16 protein-coding genes are annotated in these 17,312 nt (G+C 42.4%); 10 read left to right on the top strand and 6 right to left on the bottom strand.

The genetic code is table 11. From position 1 onward, the window contains the following. Positions 1 to 355: 355 nt before the first annotated feature. From yqeC to DEF30_RS11940, 3 genes are all read left to right on the top strand, one after another. The gene (gene yqeC / locus DEF30_RS11950) at positions 356 to 1,090 is read left to right on the top strand and encodes a selenium cofactor biosynthesis protein YqeC (RefSeq protein ID WP_294099716.1); all 735 of its coding nucleotides are present in this window, start codon (positions 356 to 358) and stop codon (positions 1,088 to 1,090) included. A gap of 14 nt (positions 1,091 to 1,104) precedes the next feature. Continuing rightward, positions 1,105 to 1,848, top strand: coding sequence for a metallophosphoesterase family protein (locus tag DEF30_RS11945; protein ID WP_294099714.1), 744 nt, complete (start codon positions 1,105 to 1,107; stop codon positions 1,846 to 1,848). Positions 1,849 to 1,925: 77 nt separating this feature from the next. After that, entirely contained in the window at positions 1,926 to 2,378 is a 453-nt protein-coding gene (locus tag DEF30_RS11940; protein ID WP_294099711.1) for a MarR family transcriptional regulator, read from the top strand. Positions 2,379 to 2,428: 50 nt separating this feature from the next. Here the strand turns inward: DEF30_RS11940 and DEF30_RS11935 are convergent, their stop codons facing one another. Together DEF30_RS11935 and DEF30_RS11930 are read right to left on the bottom strand one after the other, a co-directional pair. Continuing rightward, complete coding sequence (locus DEF30_RS11935; RefSeq protein WP_294099709.1) at positions 2,429 to 3,865, bottom strand: HAMP domain-containing sensor histidine kinase; 1,437 nt, start codon at positions 3,863 to 3,865, stop codon at positions 2,429 to 2,431. Continuing rightward, a complete protein-coding gene (locus DEF30_RS11930) occupies positions 3,866 to 4,555 on the bottom strand; it encodes a response regulator transcription factor (protein ID WP_074909157.1) in 690 nt (229 codons plus the stop codon). A gap of 294 nt (positions 4,556 to 4,849) precedes the next feature. Between DEF30_RS11930 and DEF30_RS11925 the strand changes: the two genes are divergently transcribed. The 3 genes from DEF30_RS11925 to DEF30_RS11915 all read left to right on the top strand — a co-directional run bounded on the left by DEF30_RS11925 (position 4,850) and on the right by DEF30_RS11915 (position 7,617). Beyond that, entirely contained in the window at positions 4,850 to 6,187 is a 1,338-nt protein-coding gene (locus tag DEF30_RS11925; RefSeq protein WP_294099705.1) for a C40 family peptidase, read from the top strand. Between the two features lie 107 nt (positions 6,188 to 6,294). Beyond that, positions 6,295 to 7,395, top strand: coding sequence for a GTPase (locus DEF30_RS11920; RefSeq protein ID WP_294099703.1), 1,101 nt, complete (start codon positions 6,295 to 6,297; stop codon positions 7,393 to 7,395). A gap of 60 nt (positions 7,396 to 7,455) precedes the next feature. Then, complete coding sequence (locus DEF30_RS11915) at positions 7,456 to 7,617, top strand: hypothetical protein (protein ID WP_294099700.1); 162 nt, start codon at positions 7,456 to 7,458, stop codon at positions 7,615 to 7,617. A 37-nt stretch (positions 7,618 to 7,654) separates the two neighbouring features. On the opposite strand, the gene DEF30_RS11910 is transcribed toward DEF30_RS11915, so the two are convergent. Both DEF30_RS11910 and DEF30_RS11905 read right to left on the bottom strand, forming a co-directional pair. Beyond that, complete coding sequence (locus DEF30_RS11910) at positions 7,655 to 8,146, bottom strand: deaminase (protein WP_294099698.1); 492 nt, start codon at positions 8,144 to 8,146, stop codon at positions 7,655 to 7,657. After that, the gene (locus DEF30_RS11905) at positions 8,139 to 8,597 is read right to left on the bottom strand and encodes a GNAT family N-acetyltransferase (protein WP_294099697.1); all 459 of its coding nucleotides are present in this window, start codon (positions 8,595 to 8,597) and stop codon (positions 8,139 to 8,141) included. The genes DEF30_RS11910 and DEF30_RS11905 overlap by 8 nt, the downstream gene beginning before the upstream one ends. A 209-nt stretch (positions 8,598 to 8,806) precedes the next feature. On the opposite strand from DEF30_RS11905, the gene DEF30_RS11900 reads away from it, so the two are divergent. Together DEF30_RS11900 and DEF30_RS11895 are read left to right on the top strand one after the other, a co-directional pair. Beyond that, positions 8,807 to 10,261, top strand: a complete 1,455-nt coding sequence (locus DEF30_RS11900) for a phosphate--AMP phosphotransferase (RefSeq protein WP_294099695.1) — start codon at positions 8,807 to 8,809, stop codon at positions 10,259 to 10,261. Between the two features lie 329 nt (positions 10,262 to 10,590). Then, complete coding sequence (locus tag DEF30_RS11895; protein WP_294099692.1) at positions 10,591 to 11,943, top strand: sodium-dependent transporter; 1,353 nt, start codon at positions 10,591 to 10,593, stop codon at positions 11,941 to 11,943. A 68-nt stretch (positions 11,944 to 12,011) separates the two neighbouring features. Here the strand turns inward: DEF30_RS11895 and DEF30_RS11890 are convergent, their stop codons facing one another. Next, on the bottom strand, positions 12,012 to 13,511 hold the full coding sequence (locus DEF30_RS11890; protein WP_294099690.1) for a Ppx/GppA family phosphatase: 1,500 nt from the start codon (positions 13,509 to 13,511) through the stop codon (positions 12,012 to 12,014). Positions 13,512 to 13,716: 205 nt separating this feature from the next. Between DEF30_RS11890 and ppk1 the strand changes: the two genes are divergently transcribed. Both ppk1 and DEF30_RS11880 read left to right on the top strand, forming a co-directional pair. Continuing rightward, positions 13,717 to 15,846, top strand: coding sequence for a polyphosphate kinase 1 (gene ppk1 / locus DEF30_RS11885; protein WP_294099689.1), 2,130 nt, complete (start codon positions 13,717 to 13,719; stop codon positions 15,844 to 15,846). A 14-nt stretch (positions 15,847 to 15,860) separates the two neighbouring features. After that, the gene (locus tag DEF30_RS11880; protein WP_294099687.1) at positions 15,861 to 16,526 is read left to right on the top strand and encodes a hypothetical protein; all 666 of its coding nucleotides are present in this window, start codon (positions 15,861 to 15,863) and stop codon (positions 16,524 to 16,526) included. A gap of 41 nt (positions 16,527 to 16,567) precedes the next feature. Here DEF30_RS11880 and DEF30_RS11875 read toward each other — a convergent pair whose 3' ends face one another. Then, on the bottom strand, positions 16,568 to 17,302 hold the full coding sequence (locus DEF30_RS11875; protein ID WP_294099684.1) for a glycerophosphodiester phosphodiesterase family protein: 735 nt from the start codon (positions 17,300 to 17,302) through the stop codon (positions 16,568 to 16,570). Positions 17,303 to 17,312 lie beyond the last annotated feature (10 nt).

Raw genomic sequence — 17,312 nt, 5'->3', positions numbered from 1 at the left:
GAAGTTACTTTTGAATTTAACCTCATTTCTTGAATCATTTTCTATCATTTTCTACACCCTTAATTTTAAAACTAACTTCCAGTTGGAAAAAAGAAAATAATGAAGTGGAAGTTAGTCTTGTTCATAGATAACACTCCTATTCCTGTCATTGGTTTTTCTGATGCAACAGAATGAACTTGCTTTTTGACATAAACAGCTGATTTCTATAGATTTTTGCTGTGTTGAAAAATAATATTTCTGGATGCAGAACTCTTCACATATGCTACAATGATGGTAATAACTAAAACTTTACAAGGCACAGTTCAAAAATAAGAATCAGAGATATAAAGAGGATTTACTTGGAGGAGGTGTTCTTATGCTGGCTGAGTTATTACATCTTCATAAATACCATGATGTGGCACTGGTTGGTGCTGGTGGTAAAACTACCCTCATTAACCGGCTTACCGAGTCATTACGAAAAAAAAAGAAAATCCTGGTATCCAGCACCACAACCTTCATCAAACCCGCAGAAACGATGTTTGATTTCATTGACGTCGCCTACAGCGAAGATTATGATCTTTCCAGCTATGATAAAACAGGAATTTATCTCATAGGCCGCGGGAAGAACTTAAAAGATCTGGTCATGGGACTGGAGGTTACTGATATTGAACGAATCTCTGCTCATTTCGATCAGACAATCATTGAATGCGATTTTTCAAACGGTCGCCCGCTGAAGGGCTTTAGAGAATATGAACCTGAGATTCCGGAGACCACCGATGTCACCATCGGAATCGTCGATATACAAGCGTTGGGCTTACAGGTGAACAGCAAAAACATCCACCATCTGGACAAGTATTTAGAACTGACTGGTGCTTCCATAGGATCTTTAGTGACCATACAGGATCTTGTGAAGATCGTAGAGAACCCTAAGGCCTTATTCAAGAATGCAAAAGGGAAGAAAGTCCTTTATATCAATAAAGTTGAGAAAGCAGTGGATCAGGCTCTTGCTACCACTTTACTGGAAGCACTCGACGTTCATAATCTGGATCTCATCCTGGAAGGCAGTCTTATTGAGAATCGCTACGATATACTGTATGAAGGCAACTATTAGAGGAGACGAAGAAGATGAAGTATTTGATTCTGAGTGATATCCACTCAAATTATCAGGCATTCACTAAAATATTGAATACAGAAAAATTCGATGAAGTCCTTTTCGTCGGAGACATCATCGGCTATGGCGCAGATCCTTACTTCTGCTATAAAAAGTTCCTTGAGCTTGGTGGTACAGGCGTCCTCGGGAATCATGAACAGGGGGTCATTTTACCAGAAACCTTGGCAAAGTTCAGCGAGAATGCCCGAAAGGGAATCTTATACACCATGAAGCACATTCCTAAAGAATACATCGACCATATGAGAATACTGCCTCCTATCCTTGAAGTAGAGGACTTTATACTGTGCCATGCGATGCTCGGAGAGCCTTTAAGTTTTCAATACGTATTTCCTGAGAATAAAGACTCCGCATTTCTTTTGGAAAGTTTTGATGTGCTTAAAAAACAGGGTAAAAAGATTCATTTTACCGGACATACGCACAGACCCTGCATTTTTAAAAAGAGAGAGGATGAACAGATTGAGGTTTATCCAATCCACCATGGCGATATCTATCTGGATGATGCATATTACGTTGTAAACGTGGGCAGTGTGGGGCAGTCAAGAAACGGGATTCCTAAAGCCCATTATATTGTCTATGATTCTGTGAAAAGAAGAATTCGATTCAGAGCATTGGATTATGATATAAAAGAAGCTGCAGATCGTATCCTGAAAGCAGATCTTCCTGAGTTTCTAGGCCAAAGACTCTATCTAGGTACCTAGTCCGGGAAGTTTATTGACAACAACTCCAGTTTTATGATACAATTTAATTGAATACAATAAAACATGAGGTAATACGTATGATAGATGAATTAAAACTCGAAAATCAATTGTGCTTTGCAGTCTATGCTTTTTCTAGAGAGATCACAAAAATATACAGACCTTTACTGGAACCGTTGGGACTGACTTATACGCAGTACCTGGTGATGATTGTCCTATGGGAAAAAGATGGAATATCCCTGAAGGAGCTTGGAAGCAAGCTGCGGTTGGATTCAGGAACGCTTACACCTCTATTGAAGAAACTGGAGAATGATGGAAACATCGAACGAACCAGAGACAAGAGGGATGAACGTAATCTCATCATCTATCTGAGCGAAAAAGGCAAGGAACTGATGAAAGAAGCTGAAAAGGTGCCGAACAATATCGCATGCAGTTTACCCATGGATCTGGATGGTATCGTAGGTTTGAGAGAACAGCTGAAACTCATCCTTGACCAGTTGGAAAATCAGTCCAAAGACAATTTTTTGAAGTAAGAACAGAAAGCCTCTGATATCCTATATTTGGTATCAGAGGCTTTTTCCTGTCATATATTCTCTTCATCCATCAGTTCCGATGACCTGCCAGCGATTTCCATAGAGGGGCCACCCACTTCATACAGTCTGAACTTGATCGTAAAGGTAGACCCTTTTCCGACTGTAGAAGTAACATCTATGGTCCCTCCATTCAGTTTCACAAAGTTCTTGACGATGGTGAGCCCAATGCCACTGCCTTCAACAAGTTCTCTCGACTTATCGACTCTATAGAACCTCTCAAATACATTAGGCAGGTCTTCTTTTGGAATACCGATGCCTGTATCCTTAATTCTGATGTAGCAGAATTTATCATCCCTGGACAGCTTTATGGTAATCATTCCATTTCTAGGGGTGAATTTGATGGCGTTATGCAGCAGGTTGTTGATAATCTGATAAATAGAGTGCTTATCCGCCAGAATCAAAAATTCACCCGATCGTTGCGGGATGAACTTCAGCTTGATGGATTTTTCTTTGGTGATGCCCTGGAAGTTATGATATATATCTTGAAGGATCTGCCGGATATCCAAAACAGCGATTTTTGACACCATACTTTCTGCTTCAAACTGTTTTAAGATATTGAGATTGTCCAGAAGCTTACCGAAACGAACCACTTCTGAATTCAGTGCCTGGAGTCTTTCTGGTGTAGCTGGCAGAATCCCATCTATAATGGCTTCCAGATTTGTTTGAAGGACGTTTAGAGGATTTCTCAGTTCATGAGATACATCGGTGATCAGCCGCTTACGGAGCATATCCTGACGATCGAGCTTTTCCCCGAGGGAGTTGATGCTGTTTCTTAGTGTCTCAATCTCCACCACATCGCCTTCCTGAAGCTCTCGTGCAGTCAGTTCACCCATGGATAAACTGTAGGCCGTATGGGAGATTCTTTCGATGGGATCTGAGAGCTGCCTTGCGACAAAAAGCGCGATGAGAACGATAATAAACACCGCGAGAAATGCGCTGATCAGAATACTCATCGTAATAGAATTTAGAAAGTTTTTGTCTTCTGTGGAAATCACCAGGGGAGAGAACTGCCCAATCACGACATAGCCAAGAATCTGATTCTCACTTTTTATCGGATACTCATAGGGAACATACTGTTCCATGGTGAAAGCCCCATCCGGATTGATCTCTTTTTCCTTCTCAACAAGTTTTAGTGGGTCCATTGCCCAAAGGACTGATTTGTCCCAATTCAAGAGAGACAAAGTAAAATTTGCAGACTCCGCCTCACGTTCCAGACTTTTGCCTGAAACATTTGTCCATCGTTTGTCCCTCAAATAGGCATCCCGGAATGTGGCGATAATTCGCTCATCTCTTTTGGTCTGGTTCACCTGGAGATAATCATTGAACCGTGCATTCAGCGTCAGGTTTATGACGATATAAGCAATAAGAAGAGACAATAGAGCACTGATTGATATGGCCACAGTGAGCTTGTATTTAATGCTCCTCAATTACTGACCACCACCAAACTTGTACCCCAACTTGAATACAGTAATGATGTACGAGGGGTTCTTTGTATCCAGTTCGATCTTCTTTCGGATATTCTTGATATGTACATCAATGGTTCTGTCCACACCTTCGAAATCAGGACCAAGAACACGGTCGATGAGCGTTTCTCTGGACAAAACTATACCAGGATTCTCCGACAACAGCGTAAGGATATCAAATTCAATGGGTGTAAGGGCCACTTCGTCCCCACGGAGCCGCACTTCACGTTTGTCGTGGTCTATGACCAGTTCTCCGCCGTTGAACGCTACTACATTCTTATTCTCCGGGATATCTTTGATCCTTCTAAAGAGCGCATTGACTCGAGCCACAATCTCTCTAGGGGAGAATGGTTTCACCAAATACTCGTCCGCACCTAAATCCAGGCCGCGTATTCTTTCCTCAAGACTGGACTTCGCTGTAAGCATGAAAATATACGTGTTTGATTTTGCGCGAATCCTCTTGCATATTTCTTCACCTGATATGTCAGGCAACATGAGATCAAGAATAATCAGATCAAAGGCAATATCTTCTGTGTATTCAAGTCCTTTGTATCCGCGTTCTGCAGTATAGACTTCATAACCTTCTTTTCTTAAATAGGCGGATATTGCTTCCAATACGGAAGGTTCATCTTCAATAATCAGTATTTTATTCAAATTAACACCTCATTTCTTTGATGTGATTATAACACCTGGATTCTTGTGTTGGCAAAGAATCTTGACAGAAAGACGAAAGATTTTAGTAAATGGTTTTCAGAATTTCTACTTATCCATACAACATTTTTCGCAACAATTGGAGTATCAACAAAAATAGTAATAAAACAGTAAAAAAAGTGATGCGATTATTTTAACAAAATGAGCAAACTTTATACGTTCTTCATAAGTTAAAATTATAATTCAATCTGTAATAAGTTTGTAATCATTATGAATTTTTCCTTTTTGGAGGTAGAAATGAGAAATATTAAATATAAAGTAGCTGCAGCCTTAGTCGCAATAAGTATTGTTTATGGCGGATCTATCCCTGTTAAAGCAGAACCGCTGACCGATGTTCAGCAGCAGGAACTGGATGCGGTACGGACTGAGTATGAGAGTATTTTAGCAAAAATGGCTGAAATCGACGGAAAGATTGCAGAAATTTCTGACACAATCACAGATATTACTATTCAAATCGAAGAAAATGATGCCAATATCAACAGATTGGATGAGGAAATCTCCCAAAAATCAGAAGAAATCAAAAACACTGAAATAGAACTACTCCAAAAAGAAACAGAATATGGCGAGCGTTTAAGAGCCATGTACAAGCAGGGCAACAACGGCATGATCGAAACCATTCTTGGGGCTGACAGCATCGCTGATTTTATCGCCCGCGCTGATGCCATCATCAAGTTCGCAAAGATCGACAAACAGCTTTTAGATGAGATTCAGGCAATCAAAGATCTGCTCGTTTCACAGAAGGAAGAGCTGGATGCAGCAAAACGTGAAGTTGAAGTGCTGAAAGCGGAAAATGTTGTACGACTGGAACAGCAGAAAGTAAAAATGGCAGAAACCGAAAAGCTTCTGGAAGAGATGGAAGAAGAAGAGAAGAAAATTCTTGGAAACCTGGCATTGGCTGAACTGTATTTTATCGGAAACAATGACGACATCATCGCCGACTCCAGCAGCAGCGATGAGATGATTCAAGGGGCCATCGACCAGCTCCGCGCTGTCCGAAGCAGCATCGTGACAGACAGTACCGATGCTAAGGTGGTTGCTCTCATTGAGCAGGGGAAATCAATCCTCAACCAGAGAGCTGCAGCCAGAAGAGAAGCGGAAAGACGGGCAGAAGCAGCAAGACTTGAAGCGGAAAGACAAGCTCAACAAGCACAAAATAACAGCAGCAATTCTCAACAGCCAGCACCTTCAAAACCAAGTACTCCATCTGTCAGCGCACCAGCCAGTGCATCTGCTCAAGCAGTACTGAACTACGCATACAAGTTCATTGGCACACCGTACGTATGGGGTGGTAGCACACCAAGCGGATTTGACTGCTCTGGATTCACTTCTTATGTATTCAGAAACTTTGGGATTAACCTTCCTAGAGTATCCAGATCACAGGCAACCGTAGGCACAAAAGTAGCTTACGCTGACCTTCAGCCTGGAGATTTGGTGTTCTTTGGTAGTGGAAGCATCTCCCATGTAGGAATCTATATCGGAAACGGCAACATGGTCCACTCACCAAGACCTGGCAAGAGCGTGGAAATCACCACCATGAGATACCACAAATTTATCACAGCAAGACGTGTACTTTAATTGAACAATTCAGGAGTCTGGTGAAAACCAGACTCTTTTTTGGTACACTGAAAGAAAAGCCGAAATGAGGAGTATGAATGGATGTTATACATATAGTTCAGGACATATTGCAGAAAACAGAAGAAGAGGTAAAGTCCATGGCGCCTGTCAATATCCTAGTAGCTGGAAAGACAGGTGTAGGGAAAAGCACTCTCATCAATGCGGTATTCCGGGAAAATCTCACCCAGACAGGAATCGGAAAACCAGTGACCAAACATCTGGAACGGATCACAAAAGAAGGGATTCCATTGGTTCTTTTCGATACAAAAGGGTTCGAGCTGAACGAACAGGTACAGAAAGAAGTGCGCAAAGAAGTACTGGAAGAGATACAGAGAGCCCGCGCCACGGGAGACAGATCCAAGGAAATCCATGCAGTCTGGTACTGCATCAGTTCAGCCAGTCATCGTTTGGAGTCCTTTGAGGAGGGTTTTCTTCGGGAGCTTTCAGAAAAACTGCCGGTGATTCTTGTGCTCACTCAGAGCATCCTGGAGGAAGAGACTTCCATGCTCATGGACTACATCTGTTCCCTTAAGCTCAAGCTGGAACAGGTTATTCCAGTGGTGGCTAAACCTTATAGAATCGGTTCTCAAGAGCTTCCTGTCACCGGACTCAAAGCTTTGGTCCATGAAACTTTAAGGCTTCTGCCCGAGGAGGTAGAGCCGGCTTTTATCAACGCCCAGAAAGTTGATGTGATGAAAAAGGCGGAGCTTGCCCGTAAATGGTCCAGAGGATTTATCACTGAAACTTTCATGGTGGGCTTCACACCCATTCCATTTGCGGATGCACCCATCCTTGCATCCAGCCAAGTGGCTATGATTGCAAAAATCACGAGCATCTTTGGTGTATCCATGAATAAAGCTCTTGTGACAAGCATTGTTTCATCGGTTACCGGAGTTTCGGGAGCTGTCTATACCGGAAGGGCTCTTGTGAGCAATCTTCTGAAAATGATTCCGGGTGCAGGAACAGTGGTTGGCGGAATCATTTCAGGCAGCACAGCAGCGCTGATCACTACAGCGCTGGCCTATGCTTATATCAACCTTATGGTCCTTGTTGCTACTGCAGAGTATAAAAATGCCACCATGAAGCAAAGTGAGATCATAGACTTCATGCAGAAGGAATTGAAGAAGCAGATGAAGATAATTAAGAAAGAAAAACCTTACGAGAAATAACTGCTTTTCTTTAGCTCCTTCATAGGATATACTGAAAAGCGGATCAGAAAGGGGATAAGTATGGCACTGAATAATACAGCAAGAGAAAAAATGCTTCAGATCATTGAAGCAAAGAAGCAAGGAAACGGAAAAAACGGGAAGTCAGATAGACCTGAAAAGAGTATCCAAGGAACTTCCAAACCCAAGAAAATGAAGAAAAACGGCGGTTTATTCGACAAGTAAAAAAAACCTCATCCGAACAGGATGAGGTTTTTTTACTTTACAATGTTTCATCTTCCATATGAAGCTTGATTGTCTCAATCTGATTGATTCTCATAAGTTCCAGCGCATAATCATCCAGTCTGTAGTCATCCAGATAATAAATCGTCCGAATACCAGATTGGATCAGCGCTTTGGTGCAGTTAAGACATGGAAAGTGTGTGACATAGATTTTGGAATCTTTTAAAGATATTCCTTCCCGAGCACAATAGGCGATGCAGTTAATCTCCGCATGAAGTGTTGCAATGCAGTGTCCATCCCGCATCACATGCCCAATATCATCACATTGTGGTGTTTTGCTTCCTACGCTGCCATTATATCCAGTGGCGATGATCCGGTTGTCCTTATTGACGATGACAGCACCTACATAAGCTCTGTCACAGGAAGATCTCATGGCCAGAACTTTGGCGATACTCATGAAATATTCATTCCAGCTCTGCCTTTTCCGTTTTGGTTTCGTGCTTTTGACAATTTCGTAGCTTTTCTCACTCATGTTCCAACTCTCCTTTAAACTCCATTTCCACATGGGGGATGTCATCTTCCAGATAGGGTTCCTTTCCAGTCCTTTTAAATCCCAGCTTTTCATAAAACTTCTCTGCGTAAGCTTGAGAAGATAGAACAATATGAGGCTCTCCCATTCTTTGCAGCGCTTCTATAGATGCCTTCATTACTTTTGCACCATATCCTTTGCCGCGATGAACAGGACTTGTGACAACACGCCCTATGGAAGCCTCAGGATACTTGATCCCCCTTTTGAAAATACGGGTATAGGCAGCCAGTTCCTCATCTTCGTACAAAAACACATGAAGCGCTTTCTGGTCTGTGTCATCGAGATCCTGATAGGGACAGTTCTGTTCCACAATAAAAACCATTTCTCTCAATCGGAGCATGGCATATAGTTCTGAGACGGTCAGTTCGTGAAAAGATTTGATTTCAAATCGCATAGGGCCTCCTGCATTAACTTTGTTATCTGATCATGGGTAAACTGTGAAAAAAATAATAACATTCAAAAAAAGAAGTCATTCTTGCTCTAAATATAGGATAATAGAATTATAGATGCTTGTAAAACATTTTTACCCATTCTCCTCTCTTACAAAGAAGAGAAAGACCGCCCTGAACATTTTTTCAGTGTATAGTGAAGTGGAGGTGCCTCATGGAAGAAAAAGAACAGAAAAAATATCTCAAAGAAAAAGAGAAACTTGTGACTAAAGTCGGATATCTTCAGCGTGTCCTGAAGGAGTATAAAGTACCCGTGATGATTGTGTTTGAAGGAGTGCACGCTTCAGGCAAAGGCAGGTTGTCCAATGAACTGCTCCTTGCTCTGGATGCCAGATACACCAAATTCTATGCAACCCATGCCCCAACAGAAACAGAGCGAAGAAAACCTTTCTTATGGCAGTATTTTGTGAATTCACCCAGCCACCAGGAAGTATACATCTATTACCGAAGCTGGTACTCTTTATACATTGCCATGAAAAATAATATCATCAAAGACAGCTTGTATGATGGAAGCAAGATTCTGCTTCAGGAGATCAGAAACTTTGAAAAGACCCTTCGTAATGATGGCACAGAACTGATCAAATTCTATGTGGACATTGAGGAAGAGAAACAGAAGGAACATATCAGGCGTATGTATGATAATCCCAGAACCATGTGGAAAGCTCAGGAGTATGACCGTGATAATGATGAAGACTATAAGAAAGAGATGGAGAAAATCGTTGAAGAGGATCAAAGCTCCTGGCACCGCATCAAATATGAAAGCAGCTTTGTATCCGTCAACGAAGTATTAGAAACCATCGTGAGCCGTTTGGAAAAACGGCTGAAGAAGGAAAAGAAAAGAGCCGAGGAGGAACCAGAAAAAAGAGATGGTTTCTTCAATGGAAAGTATCCGGATATCCTGAAGAAACATGAAGAAAACCACGACCTGAGCAAAGAAGACTACAAGGATAGACTGGATCGGCTTCAGAAAGAGATGCGGGATATTCAGTATACACTCTATGAGAGGAAAATACCGCTTATTCTTGTTTTTGAGGGCTGGGATGCAGCAGGAAAAGGCGGAAACATTAAGCGGATCATCCAGCAGCTGGATCCTACTGGATACGAAATCAGCACCACCGCTGCGCCAACAGACATGGAGCTGCGCCATCATTATCTGTGGCGCTTCTGGAAACAGGTACCCAAGACAGGCCATATATCCATCTATGACCGCTCCTGGTACGGCAGGGTCATGGTAGAAAGGGTAGAAGGGTTCGCCTCCAATAAAGATGTAGAAAGAGCGTATGAGGAGATCAATGATTTTGAAACTTCCCTGACAAATTTTGGTGCCATCGTATTGAAGTTCTTCATCCACATCTCGAAAGAAGAGCAGCTGAAGAGATTCGAGGCACGGCAGGCTGATGAGAACAAAGTCTGGAAAATCACAGATGAAGACTGGCGAAACCGTGAAAAATGGGATCTTTATGAAGAAGCCATCAATGATATGCTGGACAGAACAAATGTCAAAAAAGCGCCTTGGCTGGTGATCAACGGAAACAACAAACGGTATGCCAGGATCACAGTCCTTGAAACAGTCATCGCCGCCTGCACCGAACGATTCCTTGACAAGTAGTTCACAAAAACTCCGGTTGGGAAACCCATACAAATATTGAATTCTATAATAATTTCAAGCTGAAATAACGAAAAAGACATTTGTAAAGGATTGCAAGTGTCTTTTTCTCATAAACTTATGGAAAATAATATAATAAATCATCATGAAAATGAAGTTCAATTTACGGATATGGGAATCTTCAGTAGGATAAGCATATTTTTATTGCCAATGTTTTTCTATTGCACTTATAATATAACCTATAATTTTTAGCGGATGTGTGAAGCTTCTCAAAGGATGTAAATCCTGAGGAAAAAATCACAAACTCTAAAAAATAAAAAGGGGGAATAATTATGGAAAATAACAGAGGATCCTGGTCCTCACGATTCGGATTCCTGATGGCTGCCGTTGGTTCTGCAGTTGGCTTAGGTAATCTTTGGAAGTTCCCGTATCTTGCGGGCGAGAACGGCGGAGGCGCATTTGTGCTTGTGTACATCGGTCTTGTGATTCTTCTTGGTTTTACACTGATGCTGGCTGAAATGACCATTGGAAGACATGCGAACTCTGATGCTTACGGTTCCTACAACAAGATCAAAAAGGGTTGGGGATTTGTTGGCGGTTTTGGTATTCTGTCCGGCTTCCTCATTTTATCTTATTACTCTGTTGTTGGTGGATGGGTCATGAAGTATATCGTTGCTTCTTTTTCAGGCACTGGTGCTGACAAAGCAGGATACTTCACAAACTTCATATCTTCTCCAGTAGAACCACTTGTATATCACTTGATTTTTATGGGACTCACTGCAATTATTGTTATTCGTGGAATCTCAGGTGGTATTGAAAAAGCATCCAAGTTCCTGATGCCTGCACTGTTTGTGCTTCTAGTGGTTACAGTGCTGCGTTCAGTAACACTGGATGGAGCAATGGAAGGTATCAAGTACTTCATGACACCGAACTTCAGTGAAATTACGCTGAAGGTTGTCATCGCCGCACTTGGCCAGGTCTTTTTTTCTCTCTCCCTTGGCATGGGCATCATGGTCACCTATGGAAGCTATCTGAGAAAAGACGAGGACATGGAAAAAGACGCCTTCATCATTCCTTCTCTGGACTCTCTGGTGGCCATCCTTGCAGGATTCGCAATACTTCCTGCTGTATTTGCCTTAGGGTTTAAGCCAGGTGAAGGCCCTGGACTCATGTTCATCACGCTTCCAGCTGTATTTGAGAACATGCCTCTAGGTTCCATTTTCGGAGCACTCTTCTTTGTACTTGTATTCTTTGCAGCTTTATCTTCTTCCATCTCACTGATGGAAGTTACAGTAGCTTTTGGTATTGATAAGCTCAAGTGGAGCAGAAAGACATCCGTAATCATATTCACCACCCTGATGTTTATCATCGGTATCGGTGCATCTTTATCCATGGGCGAATGGAGCGATTTCCTCATTCCTTGGATCGACGGAAAAAGCTATGGAATCTTTGATTTCCTGGATGTGCTTACATCTTATTATCTGCTTCCATTGGGCGGACTCTTGGGGGCTCTCTTCATCGGATTTGTCTGGGGCGTGCCAAATGCAGTGAAGGAAATCAAAATCGGAAGCAAGTTTGTTACAGAAAAGCTTTGGTCTATTCTGATTAAATTTGTGGTACCAATTCTTGTATTCCTCATCCTGTTGTCCACCACAGGCCTACTGAACAAATTGTTCGGACTGTAAAAATAGATCCATACCTCACAAAAAGCTCTGGCTGTTTCTAGCCAGAGCTTTTCATTATACCGATATGATTACCCACGGTACTGGAACTGTACCCTTAAATGTCTTTTATAAAGATATCTGAACTTTGTCAGATAAGGTTTCAGCTCTTCTTCTTTAAATATCGGATCCTCTTTGGTATGGACCTCAATGACGAGGGCATCTTCCGTGACTTCCACCTTCTTCACCTGTGCCTCTTTCGAAACGCCGAAGTTGATGGCTTCTGCAATCTTAATGAGTATTCCAAGCATTTCGATGGTCCTCATATCTCTCTGGGATAGAATCTTCTTGTTGAAGAACTCCTTCAGAAGATCATTGGCAGAAAAAACAGAAGCGCAGGAAGCTGCCATTAAGATCTGTTTCTGACTGAGCCCGTTTATAGGTGCATTGAGGATGCTGTAGAACGTATTCCGGTCCCGTTGGAAGTAATTGATGCTGGTGCCCAGATCATACAGATAGGTGGCGGTTTTCAGTACTTTTCCATTGCCCAGAAGATACGGATATTTTTTAGTCAGCGCTCCGTAAAGGGGGCTGACGATCTTGAACAGATCTTTTCCTTCATAACCGGGAGACATATGATTCTGAATGATGTTCTCCAGGGAAAACTCCAGCACATCACGAACCCGTTTATTTCTGCCAAGTATGTGCTCAAAAAGTAAGCCATCACGAATGCCCGCATTGGACACAAAGATTTTTTTGGCATTCTGCACCTGCATAAGCACGTTTAGAGTTGCTAAAGAACCAATGAAGATGTCTTCCCTGTCTTTGCTGAGTCCATAAACTTTCTTAACTTTCCCGCCCAAATAACCTCTGATCAGCTCATAGATTTCTTCCACATCTTTCTGCTCCATGCTGTAGTTGTGGGAAATGAACATGGCGTTGTCTTTTCTGAACCTGTCGATTTTTCCAAGAGTCCTGATGGACCCCCCAATCCCAACAATGGGATATCCCTTGGCATTCTTCAGCCAGGGCACATCACGAAATGTATTTCTCAGGTACTGGTGAAGCTGATTCTCAGCTTTGGGATTGCGTTTGAGATCAAATAGTTCTGTGAGCACAATGCTTCCAAAGGGTATGGAAATAGATTCCTGCAGCCTGTTGTCATGGATGAGTGCAATCTCTGTGCTGCTGCCTCCGATATCCACCATAAGGCATCGGTCCAGATCCAGTGTATTGACTGTAGCATAATAGTCATAAAAAGCTTCTTCTTCTCCTGAAAGAATCCGGATGTCTTTCCCGAGAGCTTTTTTTGCTTTTCCGAGAAATTCCTCCTTGTTGCTGGCTTTTCTTATTGCCTCTGTTGCCACCGCAATGACCTCAGTTACATTTTTCGAGTCCATATAGGATTTGAAATGTTTGAGGACACGGATTCCATAATCGATGCGGTGAGGATGGAGATGATTCTCCACCATATCCTGACCGAGTCTTGCTGAGTGCCTGACCTGACCCACCACGGTGTAATAGGTTTTCTGCACATCATAAACGACCAGTCTCATGGAGTTAGAGCCTATGTCGATGATACCGATTCTCATAGCTCCTCCTTTCAAATCTTTCGTATTTTATATTATTATATCAGGGTTTCTTTATCTTTCCTAACACTCAATCTGACGGATACGTGAAGAGGAGATTATCTTTATAAAATCGGGAGACTTGGACCCTCAACATGTAATTTCTTATGAATTTATCGCAATTTTTGTATAATTCAAAGGTTGAAATGGATATAATAGAACTAAACAAATGAAGGATAGGAGGAATTTCATGGATTCATATTTATCATCACCCCAAGATTTCATCAACAGGGAACTGAGTTTTCTGGAGTTCAACCACCGGGTTCTGGAAGAGGTGAAGGATCAGAATAATCCACTTTTCGAACGATTGAAATTTGCCGCCATTGTTATATCAAATCTGGATGAGTTCTACATGATTCGGTACGGGACTTTATCCGATCAGATACACGCAAAAATCTACAAAAGAGATTCATCTGGTATGACCCCAAAAGAACAGACCACCGCCATCAACAGAAGGACAAGAATACTTTTGGATGATCTGTATCATCTGGTCAACGGAAAAATCAAAAAGGATCTGAAAAACATCGGTATGGAGTTTCTGGACCATAAGAGCCTCACAGAGGAGCAGCTTTCCTATGTGGATTCTATTTACGAACACAGCATCTATCCGGTGCTGACCCCCATGGTGGTGGATTCGTCCAGGCCATTTCCGCTGATCACTTCAGAAACGCTCAATATCGCCGTTCTTCTGGAGGACAAAGCTTCCCTTGAAAAACATCACATCGGAACCATTCAAGTACCGAATGTGCTGGATCGGTTCTACTATATTCCCGGAAGTTCAGAGGCAGAAAAGCAGTATATCCTTCTGGAGGAGATCCTGAAGCTGAAACTGAAAGATTTATTCAACGCTTTCGATATATTGGGCTATTCCTGTTACAGAATCAGCCGTAATGCCGATCTGGAGTATAACGAGGAAGAAGCCGATGATCTTTTGGAAGTGATCAAAGAAACCATTAAACTGAGAAAATGGGGAAATGTCATTAAATTGGAAGCGGAAAAACACATCTCCTCTGAACTGCTGGAGTATCTCATGGATGAGTTCGAGTTGACAAAGGAAAACGTGTTTCAGATTGACGGACCTTTGGACCTTCGTTTTCTGCATAAAGTCAGCAGACTTCATGTGGATGAGTCTTTGAAATTTAAGGAAATCATACCACTGCCAGTTCCAGAACTTCTTTCCCATGATGATCTCTTTCAGTCCATCACCCATAAAGATGCGCTGCTGCACCATCCCTACGACAGTTTTTCCACCATTGTGAAACTGGTGAAACAAGCCGCCTCTGATCCGGATGTGCTGGCCATAAAGCAAACGCTTTACCGCGTTTCTGGAAACAGCCCCATCGTGAAAGCTTTGGCTGAAGCAGCAGAGAATGGAAAACAGGTGACCGTACTGGTGGAGCTGAAGGCACGCTTTGATGAGGAAAACAACATCAACTGGGCGCTGAGGCTCGAAAAAGCAGGCTGTCATGTCATCTACGGGGTCACGGGACTGAAAACCCACTGTAAGGCACTGCTCATTATACGAAGGGAAAACAGCGAGATAAAACGGTATTTCCATGTGGGCACCGGAAACTACAATGACATCACAGCCAAGCTCTATACCGATGTGTCCCTGGTCAGCTGCAACGGAGAACTGGCAGAGGACATCTCAGATCTGTTCAACAGACTTTCCGGACATTATAAGTATGGGAAGATGCGGCAGGCCATTCTGGCTCCTGAAGATATGCGGAACTATTTTACGCAGCTCATCGAACGGGAGAGAAAAGCGGCAAAAGAGGGCCACAAGGCCTATATGATTGCCAAAATGAACTCACTGGTGGACAAAGACATCATAGAAAAGCTCTATGCAGCATCAAAGGATGGCGTGGAGATCGACCTCATCATCCGTGGAATATGCTGTCTGCGTCCTGGCATCAAAGGGCTCAGCGAGAACATCAAGGTCCGTTCTATTGTTGGCAGGTTCTTGGAGCACTCCCGTATATTCTATTTTTATAATCGAGGAAACGAGGAGTTTTATATCTCCAGCGCGGACTGGATGGAAAGAAACCTCAACAAACGCATAGAACTGATGATTCCCGTGACCAACGACGATGCAAAACATAAGCTGAAAACCATCCTGGACCTGAACTTGAAAGATACAGCAAAAGCTCGTATTCTTACTTCCACTGGCGAATATAAAAGAATCCAGACAAAAGATGCCCCTTATAACTGTCAGGAGGATTTCATCATACGGACAGAAAGAAAATTCAACAAATATAGAAAAAGACTGGCAAAACTTCAAAGAGAAGGGCGCCTGTAAAGGAGTGAATCAAAATGAAAATCAAACTGAACTCATCAAATCCCAGACACGTGGACATTGTAAAAGCACTGGTGGAGGAGTTTCCTGAAATCTCCTTACTTTCAAAGGACCGGAAGTGGGGGAATGAACAACCGTCTTTTAAATTTAAAGACCAGCTTTATGAATTTAAAACTATAGATGAGCTCATCCATCAGGTGAATAAGATCATGGGGCTGAAAGATAAGGATTATCATAAAAAAGGAAAGAAAATTGCAGAAACTAAACCAGTGGAAGAAGAACTGCTACTTGAAATTCCCATCGAAAAGTACAATCTGAGTGACCTCAATATAAAGCTACGACTTGGCAGTCATGGAGAGAAGAGCAGCACCTATGAAGCCGAGAACCAGACACTCCATTATGAAGTGGAAGAAGCTCTGGAAGAAGAGATTGACGGTCTTCCCATGGAGGAACCGGAAATTTCAATGACCTCGGTCAATAATGATATCGTTCTGGACATCCCAGCAGAGAAGTTTACCCTTCATGACTTGAAGCTCAATATCAAGTTCACACAGTATGGAGAACCCATGTCTTCCTATGAAGTGAAAAAAGAAGAGAAGAAAGTAGAAGCGGTCCAGACAGAGGAGGAACCAGCTGATCTTTCCAAGGAAGTGGGCCCGTTTAATTTAGAAGAACAGCAGTAACTAAAAAACCTGATCTCCAGTTGCTTTACGCAGCGCGGTGATCAGGTTTTCCTTTTTCTCTGCAGTACTTTCTTCAATCTGTCGGGTCTGTCTGTGATCATGCCATACAGATTTGGGATGTGGAGAAGATACCACATGAATAGAGGATGGTTTACGGTCCATGGGGATATTCTTACCCCCAGTTTTTTCAGTTTGGCTATGTTCCAGGGCCAGAGACTGGTGAATTTTGGATGAATAAATTCAATTTGAGCAGATTCTATCCAAGACAGATCCTCTTCTTTTCTCAGTTTCGTGATATAGGCACAGGGAATAAGAGGATCAAGAGCTTTCAGTTTTAGTACACTATCTTTTTGAAATGAAGAGAAAATCACCCGGTGTTCCAGTTTAAACTTTTTCGTAAGAGATACAAGCTTTTCCTCCATGCCTTCATGGGAGCGCAGATTATTTTTCAGCTCAATGACAGTCATGATATCCCGGTCCTGAGCCCAGTTGAAATAAGATTCCAGGGATAGGATCGGCGCATAGACTGTTCTGTTGAAAAGCCTTTTCCTGATCTGATACTGTTCAAGATCAGTCCATGTATGATCCAATAAGAATCCTTCGGTCTGAATGAGACGATTAAAGGTGTCGTCGTGGAAAAGAACCAGCGTTCCGTCTTTTGTGAGCTGCACATCCAGCTCAATGGCATCCGAAGATGCCTCCACTGCTTTTTCAAAAGCAAGCAGAGTGTTCTCCGGATATTTCCCGCTGAATCCTCTATGGGCAATGATCTTCATATTGAATACC

The sequence above is a fragment of the Proteiniclasticum sp. genome, assembly GCF_003514505.1.
In the GTDB taxonomy this organism is placed as follows: domain Bacteria; phylum Bacillota; class Clostridia; order Clostridiales; family Clostridiaceae; genus Proteiniclasticum.
This window is presented reverse-complemented; position numbering and strand designations above follow the sequence as displayed.